This is a genomic window from Streptomyces sp. NPDC085944 (genome assembly GCF_040686295.1).
Taxonomy (GTDB): domain Bacteria; phylum Actinomycetota; class Actinomycetes; order Streptomycetales; family Streptomycetaceae; genus Streptomyces; species Streptomyces salinarius.
Map to the genome: position 1 here is coordinate 15,585 of NZ_JBFBJX010000008.1, position 23,935 is coordinate 39,519.

Here is a 23,935-nt window from a genome sequence, read left to right on the forward strand (position 1 = left end):
GCGGCCCCGCGCGCAGGAGGTCGTCGTGGAGACTCCCGGGTCGCAGTCGTCGCTGCACCGAGCCAACCTGGAACGCGTCGTACGGGCGGTACGGCTCGCCGGTTCGCTCACGCAGGCGGAGATCGCGAGGACGACGGGCCTGTCCGCGGCCACGGTCTCGAACATCGTCCGCGAGCTGAAGGACGGCGGAACGGTCGAGGTCACGCCCACCTCGGCGGGCGGCCGGCGGGCCCGCAGCGTCTCGCTGAGCGGCGACGCCGGCATCGTCATCGGCGTGGACTTCGGCCACACCCACCTGCGCGTCGCCGTCGGCAACCTCGCCCACCAGGTGCTTGCCGAGGAGTCCGAACCCCTGGACGTCGACGCGTCCGCGGCTCAGGGCTTCGACCGGGCGGAACAGCTGGTCAGTCGGTTGATCGCGGCCACCGGCGTGGACCGCGCCAAGATCGCCGGAGTGGGCCTCGGCGTGCCCGGGCCGATCGACGTCGAGTCCGGCACGCTGGGTTCGACCGCCATCCTGCCCGGCTGGGGCGGCACCCGGCCCGCCGAGGAGCTGCGGGGGCGGCTCGGCGTGCCGGTGCACGTGGACAACGACGCCAACCTCGGCGCCCTGGGCGAGCTGGTCTGGGGCAGTGGGCGGGGCGTGCGGGACCTGGCCTACATCAAGGTGGCCAGCGGCGTCGGCGCCGGTCTGGTGATCAACGGGAAGATCTATCGCGGCCCGGGCGGCACGGCGGGCGAAATCGGGCACATCACCCTCGACGAGGCCGGTCCCGTCTGCCGGTGCGGAAACCGGGGTTGCCTGGAGACCTTCGCGGCAGCACGCTATGTGCTTCCGCTCCTCCAGCCCAGCCACGGCACCGATCTGACGATGGAGGGCGTGGTGCGGCTGGCCCGGGACGGCGACCCCGGTTGCCGTCGGGTGATCGCCGACGTCGGCCGCCACATCGGCAGCGGAGTCGCCAACCTCTGCAATCTGCTCAACCCGAGCCGGGTCGTCCTCGGCGGTGATCTCGCCGAGGCCGGCGAGTTGGTGCTCGGGCCGATAAGGGAGTCCGTCGGGCGCTACGCCATCCCCAGCGCGGCGCGCCAACTCTCCGTACTTCCCGGGGCACTTGGGGGCCGTGCGGAGGTGCTGGGGGCGCTCGCCCTGGCGCTGAGTGAAATGGGCGATTCGACCCTCTTGGACGGATCTGCGACCGGCGCCCTGCCGACGGTCACGCCTGCCTTCACTTAGAGCACGGATGGCACCGTTGTCATCTCGTTAAGGATTTACTTCTTGACGTCGCACGTGTGGCCGAGTTGACTTCCAGCCACCTCGGCCGCAACGTCGCGGCCTCGTCAGGGAGGTTTGTGAAGTGAACACGCGTATGCGTCGTGCCGCCGTTGCCGTTGCCACCACCGCGATGGCCGTCTCTCTCGCCGCCTGCGGCAGCGCCAAGGAGTCCGGCGACAACAACGACTCGTCCGACTCGGCCGCCAAGAAGGGCGACGACATCAAGGTCGGGCTGCTCCTTCCGGAGAACCAGACCGCGCGGTACGAGAAGTTCGACCGGCCCATGATCGAGAAGAAGGTCAAGGAGCTCACGAACAACAAGGGCGAGGTCGTCTACGCCAACGCCAAGCAGGACGCCAGCCTGCAGAACCAGCAGGTCGAGACGATGATCACCAACAAGGTGGACGTGATGATCGTCGACGCGGTGGACTACAAGGCCATCGCGGGTTCGGTGAAGAAGGCCCACGACGCCGGCATCAAGGTCGTCGCCTTCGACCGCCTGGCCGAGGGTCCGATCGACGGCTACACCTCGTTCGACAACGTCACCGTCGGCAAGACGCAGGGCGAGGCGCTGCTGAAGGCGCTGGGCGACAAGGCCAAGGACAGCCAGATCGTCATGATGAACGGCTCGTCCACCGACCCGAACGCCGCCCAGTTCAAGGAGGGCGCCCACTCCGTCCTCGACGGCAAGGTCAAGATCGGCCGCGAGTACGACACCAAGGAGTGGAAGCCGGAGAACGCCAACGCCAACATGCAGGCGGCCATCTCCGCCCTCGGCAAGGACAAGATCGACGGGGTCTACTCCGCCAACGACGGCATGGCGGGCGGTTCCATCACCGCCCTCAAGCGCGCCGGTATCAAGAACATCCCGGTCACCGGCCAGGACGCCGAACTGGCGGGCGTGCAGCGCATCGTCACCGGTGAGCAGTACATGAGCGTCTTCAAGTCCTACCCGAAGGAGGCCGAGACCGCAGCCGAGATGGCCGTCGCGCTGGCCAAGGGCGAGTCGCTCGACTCGATCGCCAACGACAAGGTCGACAGCGCCACGACCAAGGGTGTCCCCGCGGTCATCGTCCCGGTCGTCTCGCTGACCCAGGACAACATCAAGGAGACCGTCATCAAGGACGGCTTCTACACGATCGACGAGATCTGCACGGACAAGTACAAGGCCGCCTGCGACAAGATCGGCCTCAAGTAAGCGGACCCGCGTCCCGCGCCGCGTGAGCGGCCCGGACCGCCCGCCCCAGCTCCTCCGGCGCCCCGCACTCAACAGCCCCGCAAGCTACGCGGGGCGCCGGACGGAACAACCCCCCAACTTCTGTACAACCTCCCGCCGGGTCAGGCGGCGAAGGAGATGGTTCACGTGTCCGCTACGCCCGTGCTGGCGTTGCGCGGGGTCTCCAAGCGATTCGGTGCCGTCCAGGCGCTCACCGACGTCGAGCTTGAGGTCCACGCCGGTGAGGTGGTCGCCCTGGTGGGCGACAACGGAGCCGGAAAGTCCACGCTGGTCAAGACGATCGCCGGCGTGCACCCCATCGATGAGGGCGCCATCGAGTGGGACGGCAAGGCCGTCTCGATCAACAGGCCGCACGACGCCCAGAACCTCGGCATCGCGACCGTCTACCAGGACCTCGCGCTGTGCGACAACATCGACGTCGTCGGCAATCTCTACCTGGGCCGGGAGCTCCGCAGGCGCGGCGTCCTCGACGAGGTGGAGATGGAGCGCCGCTCACGCGAGCTGCTGGACACGCTGTCCATCCGCATCCCCAGCGTCCGTATCCCGATCGCCTCGCTCTCCGGCGGTCAGCGCCAGGTCGTGGCGATCGCCCGGTCCATGCTCGGCGAGCCCAAGCTGGTCATCCTCGACGAGCCCACCGCCGCCCTCGGCGTCGAGCAGACCGCGCAGGTCCTCGACCTCGTGGAGCGGCTGCGCGAGCGCGGCCACGCCGTCATCCTCATCAGCCACAACATGGCCGACGTCAAGGCGGTCGCCGACAAGGTCGCCGTCCTGCGCCTCGGGCGCAACAACGGCGTCTTCGAGGTCAAGTCGACCTCGCAGGAAGAGATCATCTCCGCCATCACGGGCGCCACGGAGAACGCCGTGACCCGTCGTGCGGCGCGCACCAATGGGGAGATCAAGAAGTGAGCATCGAAAAGACCTCCACCCCCGCCGAGGACCAGGCGAACGACAATCCCGCCGCGGCCGCCGGCGCGGCCACCCCGGTCGACCCACGGCTGCTGGTGCGCGAGCAGGGCTTCGCGGGCTACCTCGGCGAGTTCAAGCGGAAGATGAAGGCCGGTGACCTCGGGTCCATACCGGTCGTCGTCGGACTGCTGATCATCTGGGCCATCTTCACCAGCCTGAACTCCAACTTCCTCACCGCCGGCAACTTCTCCGACATGGCGGTCGCCATGGTCGGCACCGGCATGATCGCCGTCGGCATCGTCTTCGTCCTGCTGCTCGGCGAGATCGACCTGTCGGTCGGCTCGGTCAGCGGTGTCGCGGGCGCCACGTTCGCTGTGCTGAGCGTCACCCACGGGATGAACGAGTGGCTCGCCCTGCTGCTGGCGGTGCTCACCGGCACCGTGGCCGGTGCCGTCCACGGCTTCTTCTTCGCCCGCATCGGTGTGCCGGCCTTCGCCGTGACACTGGCCGGACTGCTGTTCTGGCAGGGCTTCATGCTGCAGATCCTGGGCAGCAACGGGACGATCAACCTCGACTCCGAGGGCGTCGTCGTCAAGATGACCAGCTACTTCTTCAGCGACGTGGCCGCCGCCTACGGGCTGGCGATCGTCGTGACCGCGGGGTACTTCCTCACCTCGTTCTTCGACAACCGCCGCCGTGCCGCCGCCGGGGTGCCGTCCCGGCCGCTGAACGAGATCATCGTGCGTACGGTGCTGCTCGCGATCCTGGCCTTCGTCGTGGCGATCGTCTTCAACCAGTACAAGGGCCTGCCGCTGGCTGTGGTGATCTTCCTGGCCTTCCTGCTGCTCACGGACTTCGTCCTGCGCCGCACCGCCTACGGTCGCATGATCTTCGCACTCGGTGGCAGCGTCGAGGCGTCCCGCCGTGCCGGCATCAATGTGGAGCTGGTCCGGATCTCGGTCTTCGCGATCGCCGGCGGCTTCGCCGCCCTGGGCGGCCTCTTCGTGGCGTCGAAGATCGCCGCCGCCAACCAGGGCGCCGGCACCGGTGAGTTCCTGATGAACGTCATCGCCGCGGCGGTGATCGGCGGCACGTCCCTGTTCGGCGGCCGCGGCCGCACCTGGAACGCGCTGCTCGGTGTGATGGTCATCGTCTCGATCCAGTACGGCCTCGCCCTGGAGGGTGTCGGCTCGCCGGTCCAGTACATGATCACCGGTGGCGTGCTGCTGGCGACCGTCGTCATCGACGCGGTGACCCGCAAGACGCAGAAGACGGCCGGCCGCGCCTAGCGTCCCGCACGGCCGACGACGGTCCGCCCGCCCGCCCAGCTGAGCCCTGGGCCGGCGGGCGGACCGCTGTGTCGCGTCAGTGGGGCCCGCTCGTCGTCAGCAGGCGCCGAGGTCCTGCCAGACACCCCACTGGCCGGTGGTCCCGGGCTCCTCGCCGGTCGTCCACCACTTGGCCTTCCAGGTGTGCCCCTCGTGGGAGACCTGCTGTCCACCGGTGTAGATCGCGCCCGAGTCCCACGGGGCGGCCGTGCACCGGTCGCCGTTGCCGCCGGTGACGGTCAGCGAGTACGTGGTGCTGTGGCTGCCCGACGGACTGGTGCCGGTGACGGTGACGGAGTAGGTCCCCGAGACCGCCCGGTCGGTGGTGGCGAGGGTCAGCGTCGACTGTCCGCCCGCGGTGACCGAGGCCGGGCTGAAGGACGCGGTGACGCCGGCCGGGAGCCCGCTCGCGCCGAGCCGTACCGTCTCCGCCTCGCCGGACTTCACCGCGGTCTTGACGGTGGTGGTGGCCGAGGCGCCCGCGGTCACCGTGCCCGAGGCCGGGGTGGCGGAGAGGGAGAAGTCGTTCTCCGGGGCGGTGCTGCCGCTGGTGAAGGGCGCGAAGACGTGCGAGAAGTCCCAGGTGTTCTGCTGGATGCCCGAGCAGTTGTCGGCCGCGCCGCCGCCCGCGCAGCTGCCGTTGTCCCGCTGCAGCGCCCAGAAGGAGAGCGTGTTGATGCCCTGCTTGAGGGCCCAGTCGTAGACCGTGCGGGCGTTGTCCAGGGTGAAGGTCTCCGCCGGTCCGAAGTCGTCGACGCCGATCATCTCGATGACGCCGATCATGTGCCACAGGTCGGCGGAGGACTTGTCCGGGTGGAGCCGGGCCAGTACGTCGTGCAGGCCCTGGGTGGCCGTCTGGGTGTCCTTGGCCATGTCGTGCGGCTGGTTGTCGTAGTAGTCGAAGGTCATGAGGTTCACGACGTCGACCCTGGTGCCGTTCTTGACGGCGTTCTCGAGCAGGGCGACGCCGTTGCTCGCCAGGCCGTGGGTGGTCGTGGGCAGCGTGTACGAGATCTCGATGTCCCGGCCGTTCACCGCGGCCCAGTCCTGGACCAGCTTGATCGCCTTGTTGCGGCGGTCGATGCCGGCGCTGTTGTCCAGCGCGTCGATCTCGATGTCCATGTCGAGCCGGGTGACGTCGTAGGTCGTGATGACCTTCTCGTAGGCCGCGGCGATCTGCTGGACGTCGGTGCAGCTGTCGGCGATCTCGGTGCCGGTGGTGTCGGCCGTGTAGCCGCCGAACGAGGGGATGAGGTCCCCGCCGTCGGCCTGGACGGTGTCGAAGTCGGCGCCGAAGGTCGACTGCGCGATCGGCATCGAGGTGTCGCCGTTCCAGTACGGCGTGCAGGAGCCCGCGGTCTCCGTCTGGAGGAAGGCCATCGTCAGGTGCTTGGCACCCGACTGGGCGGCCAGCGCGGCCGGGCTCTCGCCGGTCCAGGCCTCGAAGTACGGCGCGAAGACCCGGTCCGGCAGCGGGGTCGCCGCCTGGGCCGCGCCGGTGCCGGTCAGCGCGAGGCCCACCGCGGCCACGGTGGTGGCGGCCGCGGTGAGGGCCGCCCGGATGGAACGCATGCGTCTCATGTCAGTCCCGGTGTGTGTGGGGTGGAACGTCGATTCCCTTGCTGTGCTGGGGTGTTGCCGGGTACGGGGATATCGCCGGAGCACCGGGAGCCGCAATGGTCTGGACCAGAATGGGACTAGACCAATCCGCGGGGTCGGACGTCACCGGGCCTGGACACCGCGCGCCCGGGGGACTGGACCACCCGGGTAAAGGTGTCCCCAAGCCGGACGGCGACGTGCGACGGCGCGGACGGGGAAGACGCGAGGAGGCGGCAGGAGACACGCGAGGGCGCAGACGGGGAAGACGCGGACCGGTGAGACGTAGAACGGCCCGCCCCTGGGTAAGGCCGAACGCGTGACGTACGACGCACCGCCCGGACACGTTCCGCCGGAGCGGAACATTAGACTCGACGAGCCCGGCAACAGCTCTACTGCAAGGAGGCACGGGTGCCGCTGCTGACCCGCATCACGGGACCGCGCGATCTGGACCGGCTCAGCCTGGAAGAGCTGACTCAGCTGGCCGAGGAGATCCGTACCTTCCTCGTCGACGCCGTCTCCAAGACCGGCGGCCACCTCGGCCCCAACCTGGGCGTGGTGGAACTCACCCTCGCCCTGCACCGCGTCTTCGACTCGCCGAAGGACAAGGTGCTCTGGGACACCGGCCACCAGTCCTACGTGCACAAGCTGCTCACCGGCCGCCAGGACTTCTCCAGGCTGAAGATGAAGGGCGGCCTGTCCGGCTACCCCTCGCAGGCCGAGTCCGAGCACGACGTCATCGAGAACAGCCACGCCTCCACCGTGCTGGGCTGGGCCGACGGCATCGCCAAGGCCAACCAGGTCCTGGAGCGCGACGACCACGTCGTCGCCGTCATCGGCGACGGCGCTCTGACCGGCGGCATGGCCTGGGAGGCGCTGAACAACATCGCCGCCGCCAAGGACCGCCCCCTGGTCATCGTCGTCAACGACAACGAGCGCTCGTACGCGCCCACCATCGGCGGCCTCGCCAACCACCTGGCGACCCTGCGCACCACCGACGGCTACGAGCGCTTCCTGGCCCGCACCAAGGAGGTCCTGGAGCGCACCCCGGTCGTCGGCCGCCCGCTCTACGACACCCTGCACGGCGCCAAGAAGGGCCTGAAGGACTTCATCGCCCCACAGGGCATGTTCGAGGACCTCGGCCTCAAGTACGTCGGCCCGATCGACGGGCACGACCTGGAAGCCCTGGAGTCCGCACTCACCCGCGCCAAGCGCTTCGGCGGCCCGGTGATCGTGCACTGCCTCACCGAGAAGGGCCGCGGCTACCAGCCCGCCCTGGCAGACGAGGCGGACCGCTTCCACGCCGTCGGCAAGATCCACCCCGACACGGGCCTGCCCATCTCCACCTCCGGCGCCGACTGGACGTCCGTCTTCGGCGACGAGATGCTCAAGCTCGGCAAGGAGCGCGATGACGTCGTCGCCATCACGGCCGCGATGCTCCAGCCGGTCGGCCTCGACAAGTTCGCCAAGGCCTTCCCCGACCGCGTCTACGACGTCGGCATCGCCGAGCAGCACGGCGCCGTCTCCGCGGCCGGCCTCGCCCACGGCGGCGTCCACCCGGTCTTCGCCGTCTACGCCACCTTCCTCAACCGCGCCTTCGACCAGGTCCTCATGGACGTCGCCCTGCACAAGTGCGGCGTGACCTTCGTGCTGGACCGGGCCGGCGTCACCGGCACCGACGGCGCCTCCCACAACGGCATGTGGGACATGTCGATCCTCCAGGTCGTCCCCGGCCTGCGCCTGGCCGCCCCGCGCGACGCCGACCAGGTCCGCGCCCAGCTCCGCGAGGCCGTCGAGGTGGACGACGCGCCGACCGTGGTCCGCTTCTCCAAGGGCGCCGTCGGCCCCGCCGTACCCGCCGTCGGCCGCGTCGGCGGCATGGACGTCCTGCGCGCCCCCGGCACCGACACCCCCGACGTGCTCCTGGTCTCCGTCGGCGCCCTCGCGCCGATGTGCCTGGAGGTGGCCGGCCTGCTGGACAAGCAGGGCATCTCCACCACCGTCGTCGACCCCCGCTGGGTCAAGCCCGTCGACGAGGCCATGGCCCCGCTCGCCGAGCACCACCGCGTGGTCGTCACCGTCGAGGACAACTCCCGCGTCGGCGGCGTCGGCTCCGCTGTCGCCCAGGCCCTGCGCGACGCCGGCGTCGACGTGCCGCTGCGCGACTTCGGCATCCCGCCCCGCTTCCTCGACCACGCCTCCCGCGCCGAGGTCCTCGCCGAGATCGGGCTCACCGCGCCCGACATCGCGCGCCAGGTCACCGGCCTGGTCGCCAAGCTCGACGGCCGGTACGACCGTACGGGCGCCGCAGTGGACCAGGTGGAGGCCGCGCGCGACTGACGCGCTTGCGCATCCTCCGGACGGGCCGGTCGCACCACTCGATGCAGTGGCGCAACCGGCCCATCCGCGTGAAATCGCCCACGCCGGGGCATACGCAGTACGCCCCCTCTCGATCATGTCGAGGACGACAAGCGTGGGAGGTCCCCGTGAGCAACACCCTCTTCAGGACCAAGAAGATCGAGCAGTCCATCCAGGACACGGAGGAACCGGAGCACGCGCTCAAGAAATCCCTGTCGGCCCTGGACCTGACCGTCTTCGGTATCGGCGTCGTCATCGGCACCGGCATCTTCGTACTGACCGGCACCGTCGCCAAGAACAATGCCGGACCGGCCACGGCTCTGGCGTTCGTCGTCGCCGGAGTCGTCTGCGCGCTCGCCGCGCTGTGCTACGCCGAGTTCGCCTCCACCGTCCCCGTGGCCGGCTCCGCGTACACCTTCTCCTACGCCTCCCTGGGCGAACTGCCCGCCTGGATCATCGGCTGGGACCTGGTCCTGGAGTTCGCGCTCGGCACGGCGGTGGTGGCCGTCGGCTGGTCGGGCTACATCCGCTCACTCATGGACAACGCGGGCTGGCACATGCCCGCCGAGCTGGGCGGCCGGGACGGCGCCGAGGGCTTCGGCTTCGACATCCTTGCCGCCGCGCTGGTGCTGGTGCTCACCGCGATCCTCGTGCTCGGCATGAAGCTGTCGGCACGCATCACCTCGCTCGTCGTCGCCATCAAGGTGGCGGTCGTCCTCGTCGTGATCATCGCGGGTGCCTTCTTCATCAAGGGTGCCAACTACGACCCCTTCATCCCCGAGTCGCAGCCGGTCGAGGCGGGCGGGGGACTGCACTCACCCCTGATCCAGCTGATGTTCGGCTGGGCGCCGTCCAACTTCGGCGTGATGGGCATCTTCACGGCCGCCTCGGTCGTCTTCTTCGCCTTCATCGGCTTCGACATCGTCGCCACCGCCGCCGAGGAGACCAGGAACCCGCAGCGCGACATGCCGCGCGGCATCCTCGGCTCGCTGGCCATCTGCACCGTCCTCTACGTCGCCGTGTCGATCGTCGTCACCGGCATGCAGCACTACACCGAGCTCTCGGTGGACGCCCCGCTGGCCGACGCGTTCAAGGCCACCGGGCATCCCTTCTTCTCGGGCGTCATCAGCTTCGGCGCCGCGGTCGGCCTGACCACGGTCTGCATGATCCTGCTCCTCGGACAGAGCCGGGTCTTCTTCGCCATGAGCCGCGACGGGCTCCTGCCGCGCTTCTTCTCCCACGTCCACCCGAAGTTCCGCACCCCCTACCGGCCCACCATCCTGCTCGGCGTCGTCATCGCGATCGTCGCCGGCTTCACCAGCCTCAGCGAGCTGGCCGAGCTGGTGAACATCGGCACGCTCTTCGCCTTCGTGGTCGTCGCGATCAGCGTCGTCATCCTGCGCAGGACCCGGCCCGACCTGCCCCGCGCCTTCCGCACTCCGCTGGTCCCGCTGCTGCCCATCGTCTCCGTGGCCGCGTCGCTGTGGCTGATGCTGAACCTGCCGGCCGAGACCTGGGTCCGGTTCGGCATCTGGATGGTGATCGGCTTCGTCGTGTACTTCCTCTACGGCCGCACCCACAGCCGCCTGGGCCGCGGCGAGGAGGCCCCGGCGGAGCCGTCCGCCCCGAACGGCCCGTAGCCCGTCGGCCCACCGGTCCGGGGCCACGCACCCACGCGAGTGCGTGGCCCCACTGACGTACGCGGCCGGGTCTCACCCGGGCCGCACCGTCCGCGGTCCCGCCACCTCAGCCCCCAGCTCCGTCACCCGGCGGCGCAGTTCGCGGTCCGCCGTCACGACCAGGACGTCGCGGTCGCCCGCCGCCCGCGCGACCAGCTCGACCATGTGGTCGTCCCCGCTGCCGGGCGCGGACTCGACCCGTACGCCGGGCACGGACTCCACCCCGCGGGCCGCGCCCTCGACCACGAGCACGACCTCCACCGGCCCCGCCCGCCCCGGCACCCCGTCCGCCGCCAGCCGGTCCCGCAACCGCTCCGCCGCCCCACGCCGGTCCCGCCACCAGCCGTCGGGCACCGACCCGACGACGTTCGCGGCGTCGACGATCACGAGCTCAGGCACGTTGTCTTCCATCCCGTCAGGTTCGCACGGCTCCGTGACCGTCCCCTCCGGCACGGTGACGGCCGTACCCGACCGACGCGGAGCCGACGGCCCCGCTTAGAGTGATCCGGTGAATGGCGACTGGCTTCTTACCGGCCGCGACGGCCGCCTCAGTGTCTACCTCCCGTCGAACGACGCCGCCCTGTGGCGTGCCGAACGTGCCCCGGCCGGGCGCTGGGAGGCCCCGCGCCGCATCGGCGGCGCCCAGGAAGTGCGCCCGGACGGCGGCCTCGCGGTCGGCCGGGGACCGGACGGCTACACCCATCTGGTCACCTGGAGCCCCACCGGCGCCGGCCGCTGCACCCTCGTCCACACCACGCACTTCCGACCACTTCTCGCGCCCCTGGACTGGCAGTCCGCCGGCCACCCCAACAAGCAGGGCGACCGCACCGGGACCCCCGCCGTCGCGGTCGACGCACAGGGCCGCGCCCACGTCTTCGTCCGCAACGGGGGCGGCGGCCTGAGCATGGTGGCCCAGCAGGAGAAGGGCGGCTGGGAGCCGTGGCGGGACCTGAAGGGCCGCGGCGTCCTGGAGTCGCCGATCGCCGTGACGGCCGACTCCGGCACGGTCGAGGCGTACGCGCCCGTCGAGGGCGGCATCCTGCACTGGAGCCAGGACAAGCCGGGCGCGCGACCGGTCCTGGGGGAGCGCCTCGACGCGGCGGTCCAACCGGGCACCCTGTACGCCCTGGCGACCTCCGCGGAGCACACCACGGTCTTCTACACGGACGCCGGCACCGGTGAGCTGTGCGCCTGGCGCCCCGGCGGAAAGCCCGTACCCCTGGCACCCGCCGCGGGCCCCGGCCCGGTGTCCGCAGTCCGCACCGTCATAGACGGCCACGACTGCACGCTGCTCGCCCAGCGCGCGCCGGGCAGCGGCCGCGTCGCCTTCGCGGCGTACCCCTCTGAACTGGAGGAGATGGGCGCGACCTGGACCGAGTCGGGCCCCGCCCTGCCCTCCGACGCGACCGTCTCCCTGACCCTGGACACCGACGGCCGCCTGGTGGCGGCGTCCCTGTCCCCGTCGAGCGGACAGCTGCTGCTGAGCCGGCGCAGGGACGAGGCGGGGTTGGCGATGGGGGCTTGGGAGGGGGTCTGAGGCGGCAGCGGGCGGGGCCCACACCGCGAGGACGGGGACACCGTGCGCCCGGACCGGCCGTCGCAGGCTCTCCATGCTTCGTTCACCAGATGGTCATCCTATGATGAGCCCGCTCGGTCTCCTGCACGCAGGTTCGGGAGAGGCGGACCGGCCGCGCCGAGAGTACGGAAGGGGCAGGTCTCGTCATGCGTACCAGATCCGGGCGCGGCGCAGCCCGGGGCAGAGCATTCCCCGGGGCCGAACAGCCGTCGGCCGAGCGGTACGGTGCACGGCGCACCATGAACGGCCGGTGGCTCGTACTCGGCAAGGACGGCCGGCTGACCGCCTACGCGCGTACCGACGACGGTCTACTGCGGTGGACCGAGACGAGGCCGGGCGGGCCCGCGTGGGCGGGTCCGGACTTCTTCCCCGTGCCGCACCTGACACACCTCTCGGTGACTCAGGGCGCCGACACGTACGTGCATTTCCTCGGCCGGCGCGAGATCCGCCAACCGGACGGGCCGCCCGCCACCGACCTCGTACACGCCATCCAGTACCAGAGCGGACGTCCGGTCACCGAGTGGCGATCGCTGGGCAATCCGCACACGGACCCGCACAAGGCGGCCCGTCTGGGAGTGCCTACGGCCGCTGTCAGCGCCTCGGGCCGGGTGTACGTGCTGGTGCGCAACGCGGGCGGCGGGGTGATGCTGCGCAGGGAGGCGCCGGGCGGGAAGTGGGAGCGGTGGAGCGATCTCAAGGGCAGCGGCGTGCACGACGGTCTTGCCGCCCTCGCCCATGCCTCCGGACGCGTGGAGCTGTTGGCCGGCGGTGAGCGCGACGCCATGTGGTGGCGGCAGCACGAACCCGACGGCGAGCTTCAGCGGGAGCTGAACATCCCTGTGCGGATGACGCCTGGGACCGCCTCGGCCCTTCAGACCGCGCCGGACCGCGCGACGTACTACTGGACCGACCCGGAAACGGGAGGCATCGTCGCACACCGTCCCGGGGGGTGGCTGATTCCGCTGGGCGGAGCCCCGGCCGCCGAGCCCTTCGCGGCGATGCGCGCGGTGCTCGATGGTTACGACTGCACGGTACTGGCCCACCGCGATGCCGGTGGAGAGGTCCTGCTGGCCACCTTCGGCACGGAGAACGAGCAGTCGGGCGTGTGGTGGTCGCAGACTGGCGAGCACAGCGAGACCGCCCCGGCTCTGGCCCACGATGCTCTCGGTCGCGTCGTGCTTGCAGTGCTGGGCCGGGACGGTTCGCTGCGCGTTGCCCGCCAGACGGGCGAGCCCGGCCTGTCGATGGCGCCCTCCGTGTCCGTGTGACTCCGTTCCCGGGCGATGCCCGGTCAGTTCGGCGTACCGCCTGTGGCAGGAGACTTCTTGGCCGACTCGGGGATCTCCGAGTCGCTGCGGATCGCCTTCCACAGGGTCGACGCCTGCGGTTCGGCGGCCACCACCCGGTTCGGATCGATCTTGTCGTACGCCACCGGAAGCATGATCGTCTCCAGGGTGGCCGGGTCGACTCCGTTGAGGCTGCGGCCGAAGTCCGCGAGTTTGGTGAGCGAGGCGAGTTCGGAGTCGGTGGTGAGGGCGGAGGTGAGCTCGTCGGCGATCTTGTATGTCTTGGTGGGGCTGCCGAGCAGGTCCTGCTTCTTGATCTCGGACAGCAGATCGATCATGAACTGCTGCTGAAGGCCGATGCGCCCGAGGTCGCTGCCGTCGCCGATGCCGTGCCGGGTACGGACGAACTGCAGGGACTGGGTGCCGTCGAGCCGGTGGGTGCCGGCGGTCAGGTCGAGGCCGCTGGAGGAGTCCTTGATGTCCTGGTCGACGGTGACGGTCACTCCGCCGATCGCGTCCACCAGGCCCTTGAAGCCGGCGAAGTCGACCTCCATGTAGTGGTCCATGCGGACGCCGGACATCTGCTCCACTGTCTTGACCACACAGGCCGGACCGACCTGAGAGTAGATGGAGTTGAACATCACGCGCTTCGCCGAGGCCACCTCGCTGCCGTCGGACTTGCTGCAGGCGGGCCGGGTGACCAGGGTGTCGCGAGGGATGCTGATGGCGACGGCCCGGGTGCGGCCCTCGGGTATGTGCATCACCAGAGCGGTGTCGGAGCGAGCGCCGGCGACCTTGCCGGTCTTCAGCTCGGCGTTGGCCCCGGCTCGTGAGTCCGAGCCCAGGATCAGTATGTTCTGCCCGGACGTGGGGAGCTTCTGCGGCCGGTCGTCGCCGATCGCCTTGTCGAGGTCGACGCCCTCGATGTTTCCGTTCAGGCTGCTGTACAGCCAGTAGGCCGTGCCGCCCGCGGCGAGCAGCAGAACTATGAAGGTACCAAGGAGGATGCGGACGACCCGTGAACGACGGGTGCGCTGTCGGCGGCCGCTGCGGGAGGCTCTTCGGCGGCCGGCGCGGATGCTGGAGTCGGGAGTGGGGTCACTCATGACGGAGCACTATATGCAGGCCGACCAGGCGTTGGGGTACCGTCCCCGCGGCATCGCGGTCAGTACCGGAAGGCCGCAAAAGGTTGTACGCGGGCGGCGTGGGATTGTTCACGTACACCATCACGTTGCGCGATATTTCACGCCTGGACTTTTAGGGGCCACTTATGTGAAAGTTCTGTGACTCGGTCAACCCGTGCGCATGTTCGATGCGTCCACGGGTTGTGTCGTGAGTCGAACAGAACGGATAAATAGGCAGCGTACGGTCTGTCTTCGCTCGACGATCGGAAGGCGGCGCTGCCTCTCCGTGGCGTCGGCGCGGGACCGGTAGCGGCATGGATGGTGAGTGCCTCGTGGTCGGTTCCGGCAATCCGGAGTCTGGATCTCTCGTGTCCGCGTACCGGGCGATCGTGCCAACGACTGCCCGGCGCGGCATCGCCCGCAAGGTCCCCACCCCGCTGCGCTCCGCCGTCAAGCAGTCGCTGTCAACGGTCGATGCCGTCCGCTCCGCCGCGGTCGTCTGGGCCATGGGCGGGCGTCGCAACGCACCTCGCCACGGTGGCGCCTACAGCGTCCGCGTCGTCCGGGTCGGCAACCGGCACATGCGCGCCCGGCTTGTCGAGGGTGCCACCGCCTGGGCGGCTCGTGCCCGTAACCTCCACCTGCTCGTCACCGCGCTGGAATCCGCAGGAATCGACCACTTCTGCGTCCGGGGCTCGGGACGCGAGGTGCCCGCCGTCGCCGTGCCGGCCGCCCTGCGTCGTGAGGCGGAGGCCGTGCTGCGAGCCGTCTTCGAAGCCGCGCCGGGCTACGCAGGCCCGGTCGGCGATGATGACGGGGCCATGCAGCCCGGCGACGAGGAGCGCAGCTGGAGCCGACTGCGCCGACACGACGTACTGCGCGTCGCCTGGTACGTCACCGACCTCACTCAGGAGCTGGTCTTCGGAGCCGCTTTCGGCTGTGACCTCGAATTTTGGGAGAAAGTCGACGGGCGTCTCACCGCACCTCGGCCCAACAGCGTCGTCACCGACTTCGTCGACGTCGGAGAGCGGGTCGAGGCACCGCAGGCTCTGTTCAGTCTCATACCGGGTGCGTACGCGACCGGACTCACCCGCACGCTGCCCGAGTTCACCCAGCCGCTGCCCGACGATCACCTCTTCCCCATCGACGTCGTCTACACCTGGGTCGACGACTCCGACCCCGTATGGGCTGCCGAACGAGACGAGGCCCGGTCCGGGAGGCTGGGCGTCCCCGCTCCGCGGCTCCATTCCCAGGCCGCAAACGATGCTCGCTTCACCAGCCGTGACGAGCTGCGCTACTCCCTGCGCTCGCTGCATCAGTACGCGCCCTGGGTGCGAACCATCCACCTGGTCACCGCCGGACAGGTGCCCAGCTGGCTGGACACCGACGCGCCGGGCCTGAACGTGGTCGACCACCGGGAGATCTTCTCCGACCCTTCGGCCCTGCCGACCTTCAACTCACATGCCATCGAAAGCCAACTGCACCATATCGAGGGCCTGTCCGAGCACTTTCTCTACCTCAACGACGACGTGTTCTTCGGCCGCCCCCTCAACGCTGGCCGCTTCTTTCACCCCAACGGGCTGAGCAAGTTCTTCCAGTCCAAGGCGCTCGTGCCGAGCGGCCCGAGCGGCCCCGAGGACCTGCCGGTGAACGCCGCCGGCAAGAACAGCCGGGCACTGATCGAGCGGTCGTTCGGGACCCGTATCGCGCAGAAGATGAAGCACACGCCGCACCCGCTCCGGCGCGACGTCCTCGCGGACATCGAGCTGGTGTACGCGGACGAGCACCACCGAACGCAGCACGCCCGCTTCAGGTCCCCGGAGGACGTGCCCATCGCCTCGTCGCTGCACCACTACTACGGCTTCCACACGGGCCGCGCGACCACTGGCAACCTGCGCTACGTCTACATCGACCTCGCCGGTGACCTCGCCCAGCGCCGCCTGGACACCCTGCTGGCGCGCCGGAACTTCGACACCTTCTGCCTGAACGACACAGTGGTGCACCCGGACCCCGAGGCGCAGGACCGCATGGTTCGCTCCTTTCTGGAGCGCTATTTTCCCGTTCCCAGCCGGTTCGAGCTGCCCCCGGGCGTGACGGGGCCCACCCGGCTCGCCGACCGTCGTGCGCTCCGTCCGCTCGCCGCCCATCGCTACGCGTACGCCCCTATCGACGGAGTCTCACGATGAAGCGCCGACCCCTTCGCGCCATCCGCCGCAGGCTGCGCCGAGCAGGCGCCCGCGCCCGGTCGGTACTCATGCACCGAGTCTTCCTGCCCTGGCGCGAGGACCGTGCGGCCGTACTGCGCTACGCCGCGGTTCTCGACGGTCAGACCGTCAATCTGCACGCGAGCATGCCGGACTGGGTGCCGTGCGACGAACACGCCCGCATTGAAGTGCGGCGCAGGGGACGCCGCTACACCGCGGACGCCCGGGTTTACCACGACCACGACGGCACGGTCGTCATGGACGCCGCCGTCCTGCTCGGGCAGGAGGTCGGCGGCCTCGCGTTGCGTTCCGGCCGGTGGAAGGTCCGGCTGAGGGTAAAGAAAGGTTTGCGCAGACGGTCCCTGTCCCTGCTGCTCCTCGACATGCCCAAGCCCTACGGCGGACCCACCCGGCCCATGGATGCGTCGGCTGCGACCGGCACCCGCTACCGGTTGGGGCGGTCCGTCACCGGAAGCGTCCGGGTGACGTGCAGTCCGGCTCCTCCCTCGGCCGAGGTGGTCCGTGTTCAGATGTCCCACAGCGGGATCGACATCGTCTTCCGCGTCGTCGGGGGCGAGCCCCGGGCGCCGTGGGCCGAGTTCGTCGCCTCCGGGAGCCGCCGCCTGGAGGCCGAGGTCGACGAGTTGGACGACGGGCTGTGGCACGTCTCCGCCCCGCTCCACCTCATGGCTCCGCGTCGTGACCGCGCCGAGCAGTGGGACGTCGTCTTGTGCTCGGACAACCTGCGGGACATGCGGCTCGGACGACGGCTGCACGACGTGCGCAACCCCAAGCGGGTGTTCGCCATGCGTGAGACCGCTGTCACGTCCGTCGGCCGGACCCCCATGCTCGTACTTCCCCGCTACACCCCCGCGGGCAACTTCCGTATCCAGTGCAGCCCGATGGCGCAAGCCGCGTAACCGGAAACCATGAAGATCACTTTCCTACTGCTCACCGCGGACGCCGTCGGAGGCACCGAACGAGCCGTCTTCAATCAGGCGGCCGAACTCGTCGGGAACCACGACGTTCGTGTTCTGAGCATTCTGAAGACCCAGCCACAACTGTTCTTCCCCATCGACGAGCGCATTCGGATCGACTATCTGATCGACCGGACGGGCACGGAGCCCGTACCGTTTCGGCCCACGGGCCTTGCGGCCGAGGCATGGGCCCAGGTGGCGGATCGGCCCAGCGCGCTGGTGGACCCGTCCTGGGAAGCGGCGTTCAACCGGCTCACCGACCTCGAACTGGAGTACGCCCTCCAGGACACCGATACGGATCTGCTCATCACCACGACGCCGGCGCTCATGGCCCTGGCGGTGCAACTGGCTCCGCCCCGTGTGATGACCCTTCATCAGGAGCACCGGGTCTCCGAGCTGCGCGGCCCCAGCGCCGAACCACTCCTGCGTTACGCGTCCCGGCTCGACGCGCTCGCCGTGCTGAGCGACCGCACCCGCAACTGGTTCGCCGAAACCCTCGAAGGGAGCGCGCCGCGCATCGACGTCGTGCCGAACGCGCTGCCCCGTGGTTTCCGGCCGCGGTCGACCCTCGAGACCCGGAGCGTGGTCATCGCCGGCCGGCTCGTCGGCGAGAAGCAGATCGACCACGCCATCACCATCTGGGACACGGTCGTCCGCCGGCACCCCAGCTGGACGCTGCGCATCTTCGGTGACGGCCCGCTCAGTGGTGCCCTGCGGCGGCAGATCGACGTGCTCGGCCTGCACGACAGCGTCCAGCTCAACGGCAACTCCCCACATCTCGCCGAGGAATGGGCCAAAGCCAGCATTGCCCTGATGACCTCCCGCAACGAGGCGTTTCCCTTGGTCCTCACGGAGGCCCAGGCCGCCGGTGTGCCCGTCGTGTCCTACGACTGTCCCAACGGACCTCGCGAAGTCATCTTGGACGGGCACACCGGCATCCTCGTGCCCGCCAACGACACCGACGCCGCCGCGCAGGCGCTGATCCACCTCATCGAGAACGCTCCTTTGCGCCACCGCATGGGACAGGAAGCCGCGGCATCGGTCGCCCGGCTCGCCCCGCCCGTCGTCACCGCCATGTGGGAGAAGATCTTCGCCGAGTTGGAGGACGAGCGGGCCTCCGGACTCCGTGAGGCCCACAAGGCGGAGCGTCAGGCGGTCCATGCCTTGATGAGCGGCCAGGAGGGCATGCTCCGCCCGGCAGCCCCCGCCCCCGCCACGACCATCGACACCAAGGCGCAACGCGCGCTCGAGGACCGGCTCCTAGGGTCGGACCGAGGCATGGTGCGCGACGGCGGACAACTGTGCCGCAGACTGGAGAGCGAGACACCCTGGGACGTCGTTCAGCACAACCTGGGCCTGGTCGCCGCGGCTCTGTCACACGCACAGATCCCGTACTTCGTCACCCGGGACACCAACGTCCGGCACGCGGTGGCCGTACACGTCTCCAATCGGGAGACGGTACTCAAGGCTCTGTCCGCGGTGCATGGGAACAGCGCCGTCTACGTGTCCCTCCTCAACGAGCGCCAGAGCCCGACCGCCACCGTCCTCGCAGCCTTCGCCGAGCAGCACGCGCAGACCACCTGCGCCGCGGTGCGCGTGTACCAGAACGCGGTCAGTCCTGCACGTACGCTCCGGCTGGCAGGCGTCTACGGGTGCACGATCAACTTCTGGGAGGAGGACCCGGAGGACCCCGGCATGATGGTCTCCCCGGTCCGTACCCTTATCGGTGACCGGGTACCGGTGCACTCGATGAAGGTACAGAACACCGTGTTGGGCGGTCGTACCTACCCGACCATCGAGCCGTTCGCCCACACCCTCAACGGCGATGTGACCTTTCCCGTCGACGCCGTCTACACCTGGGTCAACGGTGGGGACGTCGCCTGGCTGGAGCGCAAGAACTCGGTGATGCGCGCGCTCGGCATGCAGACCGAGGATTCGGCGAGCAGCGCCGCCCGCTTCCGCAACCGGGACGAGTTGCGCTACTCCCTGCGCTCCATCGACATGCACGCTCCCTGGATCCGCACCATCTACCTCGTCACCGACCAGCAGGTGCCCGAGTGGCTCGACCTGAGCCACCCGCGGATCCGGGTGGTCGACCACCGTGAGATCTTCGCCGATCCCTCGGTGCTGCCGACGTACAACTCGCACGCCATCGAAAGCCAGCTGCACCACATCGACGGTCTGGCCGAGCACTTCCTGTACTTCAACGACGACGTGTTCGTCGGACGCGTGCTCCAGCCGAGCATGTTCTTCCACGGCAACGGCGTGGCCAAGTACTTCATGTCACCCACGACCGTCCCCATGGGACCGGTCACAGCGGACGATGAGTTCAACATGAGTGCGGCCAAGAACAACCGCAGTCTCGTCGCCGCGACCTTCGGCCAGGTACTCGCCCACTCGTTCCTGCACGCGCCCCACCCCCTGCGGCGCAGCGTGCTCGCAGACATCGAGGAGTACTTCGCCGACGCCGTGGCCGGCACGGCGGGAAGCCGCTTTCGCAGCCACTCCGACCTCGCCGTCGCTTCCTCACTGCACCACTACGTCGGCTACCACACGCAGCGGTCGGCGCCCGGCAGCATCAACTGCGGCTTCGTCAACGTGGGTCTGAGCGAGCACAAGCAGCGCCTGGCCCGGCTTCAGTTGAACCGGCCGCACGACGTGTTCTGTCTGAACGACTACCACGACGGCGACGTCACAGAGGACGAACAGGACGCCATCCTGGCCGCCTTCCTGCCGTCGTACTTCCCGGTGGCCAGCCAGTTCGAGGCCGGGTCACCTCGCAACCAGCGGTTCCACGCCGGTTACCTGCCCGGATGGCCACTGTGAACGTCACCGTCCGCTCGTCCGCCGTCCCCGACCGGAGCGCCCACCGACCATGACCCAGCCCACTGACGCGCACTCCACCTCCGTGTTCCAGGTCTTCGCGCACCCGGACGACGACCTCTACTTCGTCAACCCCGATCTAACCCGGCTGCTCGCCGCCGGGCACCGGGTCACCAGCGTGTACCTCACCGCCGCCGAGGCTGACGGGCGCAACGTCGACACCCGTGACCCGCTCAGGGACCGCAGCCCGGTCGACTTCGAGGGCTACATGGAGGCCCGGCAGAACGGGCTGCGCGCCGCCTACGCCACCATGGTCCTTGGGAAGAGGGAGGCGTCCTGGGCCCGGGAGGCCGTGGAGCTGGTCCCCGGAGTGGTCGTGGAGCGGTCTTACCTGTCCGAAGCGCCGGGAGTGCAGCTCTTCTTCCTCGGGCTGCGGATGGTGGACGCCGCGCACGGCTTCCCCGCCGACCAGCCACCCGTCCGGCTGACCAGCCTCTGGGATGGACGGGCCGTCGGCCAGCCCACGCTGGTCGGCCGCGAGTCCCCACTGCGCCAGGCGCAACTCCTGGGCAGGGAGGAGGTCGTCTCGGCACTGGTGCAACTGCTCGGCTACGTACAGCCCACACTGATGTGGACCATGGACCCCGATCCCCTGCACGAGTCGTTCGATGAGGCACGTGGCATCACATCCAGCGACCACGCCGACCACACCGCCACCGCCCAGTTCGCCCTGGAAGCACTGCGCCGCCACCTTCGGGCCGGTGGCCGCCCGCCGCTGACCGAACACTTCACCGGCTACGGCAACAAGGCCTGGCCGAACAACCTCAGCGAGCGCTCCTACACCCTGAAGAAGAGGCTCATAGACGTGTACGCGGGGGCCGACGGTCACCCGTGCACCCACCGTTACTGTGGTGACCTCCAGCTCGGTGACGGCGCGGACATCCGACGCTACGGCTGGAGCACTCGCAGCCGCTACCCACAAAGCACCCAGTGGCTGCACCTGCAGGCCGACGGCCGACTCGCCGCCTATGCGGTCCTGGGCGACCAGGCTGCCGTGTGGACCGAGGCCGAAGCGGGTGCCGGCCGATTCGAAGGTCCTTTGCTGCTGCCCGGCGGCGGCCTCCTGCCGTGCCTCGCCGTCGCGCCCGACCGCACCGGCGGCGTTCATCTGGTGGGCCTGCGCCGCACCATGAGTGAAGAGGGCCGAGTCGACGTGGAGGTGGTGCGCATGTGGCGCCAGGCTCACACGGGCTCGGTTCTCCCCTGGGAGTCGTTCGGCAACCCGGACGAGGCGACGAGGGACTGGCGCCGGTGCCGCGAGGTCGGCGTGCCCGCGGCGGTCGTCGATCCGGCGGGGCATCTCCACGTCTTCGTGCGGAATTTCTCGGTGGGCGTCAGCATGCGCCGTGAGACGGCGGAGGGGCTTTCCCCCTGGGAGGCCTTTGGGGGACGCTGGATGCAGGACACCCTGACCACCGTTCTGCGTTCCACGGGCCGCATCGACCTGTACGCCACCAACCGTACAGGCGGCGTGCGCTGGCGTCAGGAAGCTGTCTACGGTCCGTTCAAGCTGGAGGACCAGCTGGTCACCAGCGTGCCGGAGACCTGGCGCCCGGTATCGGGGCTGACTCCCGTGCAGATCGGCCGCAATCGAATGGCCCTGTTCTACCGAGAGGAGGACACCGGTGCCGTCATGCGTCATCAGCAGCGCCCGAACGGAACCTGGGAGCAGCGCGTGGAACGGCTGAGCGAGGACGGCGGTACCGGCGCGGTCGCCGCGGCCCGCCTCCAGTCTGGTGAACACGACGCCCTGGTCATCGCCCGCAGGGACGAACACAGCCGGCCCACCGTCGCGGTACTGCCCGTGGACGCACACGGGGAGCAATGGCCCGACTGGCAGCACCACCCGGTGCAGATGATCGGTGCACCGGCGGTCGGATCAGACGTCTACGGCCGGGCCGTCGTCACGGTGCTGGGCGCAGACGGCCGGCTGCACTGGGCGCGGCTGGAGGAAGCGCGTCCCGGAGTTGGTTTCGGACCCTGGCAGGCGTGCTGACCCGCCGGGCCGGACGCACGACAACGGAGGCGAGAAGAAGAAGTCATGAAGATCTGCGTCATCGGTAATTCGGTTGCCGCATCCCGTACCGAGGAGGAAGCCCCGCTCGCCGGCTGGGGCCAGTACCTCGACGAGTTCCTGGGGGCCGGCTGCGACGTCCGCAACTACGCGCGCGACGCGATGACGCTGCGCGGCTACTACACCGAGCGGTTCGCAGCACTGCTCACGCTCGTGAGCCCGGGCGATCTGGTGCTTGTCGCCTTTGGACACGTTGAGCAGCGCATCAACCAGCTCAATCGGTACCACGGTCCGTGTGAGTTCAAGGAGTACCTGCGGCTCTACGTCGCGGCCCTCCGGACGGAGGGGGCTGTCCCCATCCTGGTGGCTCCGGCGGCACGCTGCGTATTCGATGTCACCGGACGTCCGGTGGACACCCACGACGGCTACCGGGAACTGACCCTGGAGGCCGCCGCGGAGCTTGACTGCCCCGTCATCGACCTCACGGCGTCCACCACCCAACTCCTGGCGGAACTGGGACCTACCCGGGCGCGAGGCCTCTATCGCTGGCTGGACCCGGGTGAGCACCCCGGGCATCCCCAGGGCGTCATCGACGCCAGCCACTTCAACCACGCCGGGGCACGGGAGGTGGCCCGACTGGTCGTGAGCGGACTGGCGGGCGTGCCAGGCGTGCCTCGCGGACTGGTGCAGGTTCAGAACCTCATGCCGGGCCGGATCCCCGAGGTACAAACGGAGTTCACCGTCCAGCACCCGCACCTCGCTCTCACGGCCCAGCCAGAGGTGAGCGCCGCTCCGGTCATCCAGTCCCCGACGCCCGGCCAACTGGTGGGTGCGGGAAGGAAGCTGGCGGGGTCGGCCCCAGCGGGTGCCCAGTACGTCATGTTCTTCGAGGACGGCCAGTATCTCGGCGGCACCCAGGTGGCCGCGGATGGCTCCTGGCAATGGCGGCGCGCGGTGCGGTGGCCCCACGGGCGGCACAAGGTGACCGTTGTTGCGCTCGCCGGCAGCGCGGTGTCGTCCTCGGCGGAAACCGACTTCGAGGTACTGGAGCATCTGGAAGCACCAGAGGTGATCGGCCCACGTGCCGGTGCCTGGAGCGGTCCCCGCCCTCGGTTCTCGGGCACAGCGGGACGCGGTACCGAGAAGGTCATGGTGTTGGAACAGGGAAGGCTGATCACCGAGGCACCGGTGGAGGACGACGGCACCTGGCGGGTCACGCACGCTCACGACTGGCGGCCGGGGAGCTACGCCGTCGAATTCGTGGGGGTGTTCAGCGCGGTTCACTCACAGCCCACTCGCCTTGAGTTGAAGGTGCACGGCGTCCCAGAGGACAGCTGGCTCCACAGGTCGACGTCCGCGCGAGTGACGTGCGGTCCGGGATGTGAGCACTACCCGGCCCTGCCCGCTTGGTGACACGAGTCGGTGCAGGCACATGCCCGGGCCGCGTCCGGAACCCGAGGGGCCCCCGCCGGAAGACGGGGGCCCTTT

The 23,935-nt window shown here is 69.5% G+C and carries 16 protein-coding genes; 13 read left to right on the forward strand and 3 right to left on the reverse strand.

What is annotated here, in order from left to right:
- Positions 1-25 precede the first annotated feature (25 nt).
- The 4 genes from AB0P07_RS17395 to AB0P07_RS17410 all read left to right on the forward strand — a co-directional run bounded on the left by AB0P07_RS17395 (position 26) and on the right by AB0P07_RS17410 (position 4,711).
- Complete coding sequence (locus AB0P07_RS17395; protein ID WP_365551321.1) at positions 26-1,237, forward strand: ROK family transcriptional regulator; 1,212 nt, start codon at positions 26-28, stop codon at positions 1,235-1,237.
- Positions 1,238-1,370: 133 nt separating this feature from the next.
- Positions 1,371-2,474, forward strand: coding sequence for a sugar ABC transporter substrate-binding protein (locus tag AB0P07_RS17400; RefSeq protein ID WP_365552011.1), 1,104 nt, complete (start codon positions 1,371-1,373; stop codon positions 2,472-2,474).
- Between the two features lie 156 nt (positions 2,475-2,630).
- Positions 2,631-3,422, forward strand: coding sequence for an ATP-binding cassette domain-containing protein (locus AB0P07_RS17405; protein WP_362344360.1), 792 nt, complete (start codon positions 2,631-2,633; stop codon positions 3,420-3,422).
- Entirely contained in the window at positions 3,419-4,711 is a 1,293-nt protein-coding gene (locus tag AB0P07_RS17410) for a sugar ABC transporter permease (protein WP_365551324.1), read from the forward strand. Before AB0P07_RS17405 ends, AB0P07_RS17410 begins: the two co-directional genes overlap by 4 nt.
- Before the next feature lie 96 nt (positions 4,712-4,807).
- Here the strand turns inward: AB0P07_RS17410 and AB0P07_RS17415 are convergent, their stop codons facing one another.
- A complete protein-coding gene (locus tag AB0P07_RS17415; protein ID WP_365551327.1) occupies positions 4,808-6,331 on the reverse strand; it encodes a chitinase in 1,524 nt (507 codons plus the stop codon).
- Between the two features lie 426 nt (positions 6,332-6,757).
- On the opposite strand from AB0P07_RS17415, the gene dxs reads away from it, so the two are divergent.
- Complete coding sequence (gene dxs / locus AB0P07_RS17420) at positions 6,758-8,686, forward strand: 1-deoxy-D-xylulose-5-phosphate synthase (protein WP_365551330.1); 1,929 nt, start codon at positions 6,758-6,760, stop codon at positions 8,684-8,686.
- A gap of 146 nt (positions 8,687-8,832) precedes the next feature.
- Positions 8,833-10,344 (forward strand): amino acid permease, encoded by a 1,512-nt coding sequence (locus AB0P07_RS17425; protein ID WP_365551332.1) that lies wholly within the window; start codon positions 8,833-8,835, stop codon positions 10,342-10,344.
- 72 nt (positions 10,345-10,416) lie between these two features.
- On the opposite strand, the gene AB0P07_RS17430 is transcribed toward AB0P07_RS17425, so the two are convergent.
- Entirely contained in the window at positions 10,417-10,794 is a 378-nt protein-coding gene (locus tag AB0P07_RS17430) for an NTP pyrophosphohydrolase (protein ID WP_365551335.1), read from the reverse strand.
- 97 nt (positions 10,795-10,891) lie between these two features.
- Between AB0P07_RS17430 and AB0P07_RS17435 the strand changes: the two genes are divergently transcribed.
- Complete coding sequence (locus tag AB0P07_RS17435; protein ID WP_365551338.1) at positions 10,892-11,920, forward strand: hypothetical protein; 1,029 nt, start codon at positions 10,892-10,894, stop codon at positions 11,918-11,920.
- 185 nt (positions 11,921-12,105) lie between these two features.
- A complete protein-coding gene (locus AB0P07_RS17440) occupies positions 12,106-13,227 on the forward strand; it encodes a hypothetical protein (protein WP_365551341.1) in 1,122 nt (373 codons plus the stop codon).
- Between the two features lie 23 nt (positions 13,228-13,250).
- Here the strand turns inward: AB0P07_RS17440 and AB0P07_RS17445 are convergent, their stop codons facing one another.
- The gene (locus AB0P07_RS17445; RefSeq protein ID WP_365551344.1) at positions 13,251-14,351 is read right to left on the reverse strand and encodes an LCP family protein; all 1,101 of its coding nucleotides are present in this window, start codon (positions 14,349-14,351) and stop codon (positions 13,251-13,253) included.
- A gap of 350 nt (positions 14,352-14,701) precedes the next feature.
- Here AB0P07_RS17445 and AB0P07_RS17450 point away from each other — a divergent pair, with 350 nt between their 5' ends.
- The 5 genes from AB0P07_RS17450 to AB0P07_RS17470 are packed head-to-tail and all read left to right on the forward strand — an operon-like array spanning position 14,702 to position 23,860.
- Positions 14,702-16,555, forward strand: a complete 1,854-nt coding sequence (locus AB0P07_RS17450; RefSeq protein WP_365552013.1) for a stealth family protein — start codon at positions 14,702-14,704, stop codon at positions 16,553-16,555.
- On the forward strand, positions 16,552-17,493 hold the full coding sequence (locus tag AB0P07_RS17455; RefSeq protein WP_365551347.1) for a hypothetical protein: 942 nt from the start codon (positions 16,552-16,554) through the stop codon (positions 17,491-17,493). Before AB0P07_RS17450 ends, AB0P07_RS17455 begins: the two co-directional genes overlap by 4 nt.
- Positions 17,494-17,502: 9 nt before the next feature.
- A complete protein-coding gene (locus tag AB0P07_RS17460; RefSeq protein ID WP_365551350.1) occupies positions 17,503-20,376 on the forward strand; it encodes a stealth conserved region 3 domain-containing protein in 2,874 nt (957 codons plus the stop codon).
- A gap of 49 nt (positions 20,377-20,425) precedes the next feature.
- A complete protein-coding gene (locus tag AB0P07_RS17465; protein WP_365551353.1) occupies positions 20,426-22,429 on the forward strand; it encodes a PIG-L family deacetylase in 2,004 nt (667 codons plus the stop codon).
- A gap of 45 nt (positions 22,430-22,474) precedes the next feature.
- The gene (locus AB0P07_RS17470) at positions 22,475-23,860 is read left to right on the forward strand and encodes a GDSL-type esterase/lipase family protein (RefSeq protein ID WP_365551356.1); all 1,386 of its coding nucleotides are present in this window, start codon (positions 22,475-22,477) and stop codon (positions 23,858-23,860) included.
- The last annotated feature ends 75 nt before the right edge of the window (positions 23,861-23,935 follow it).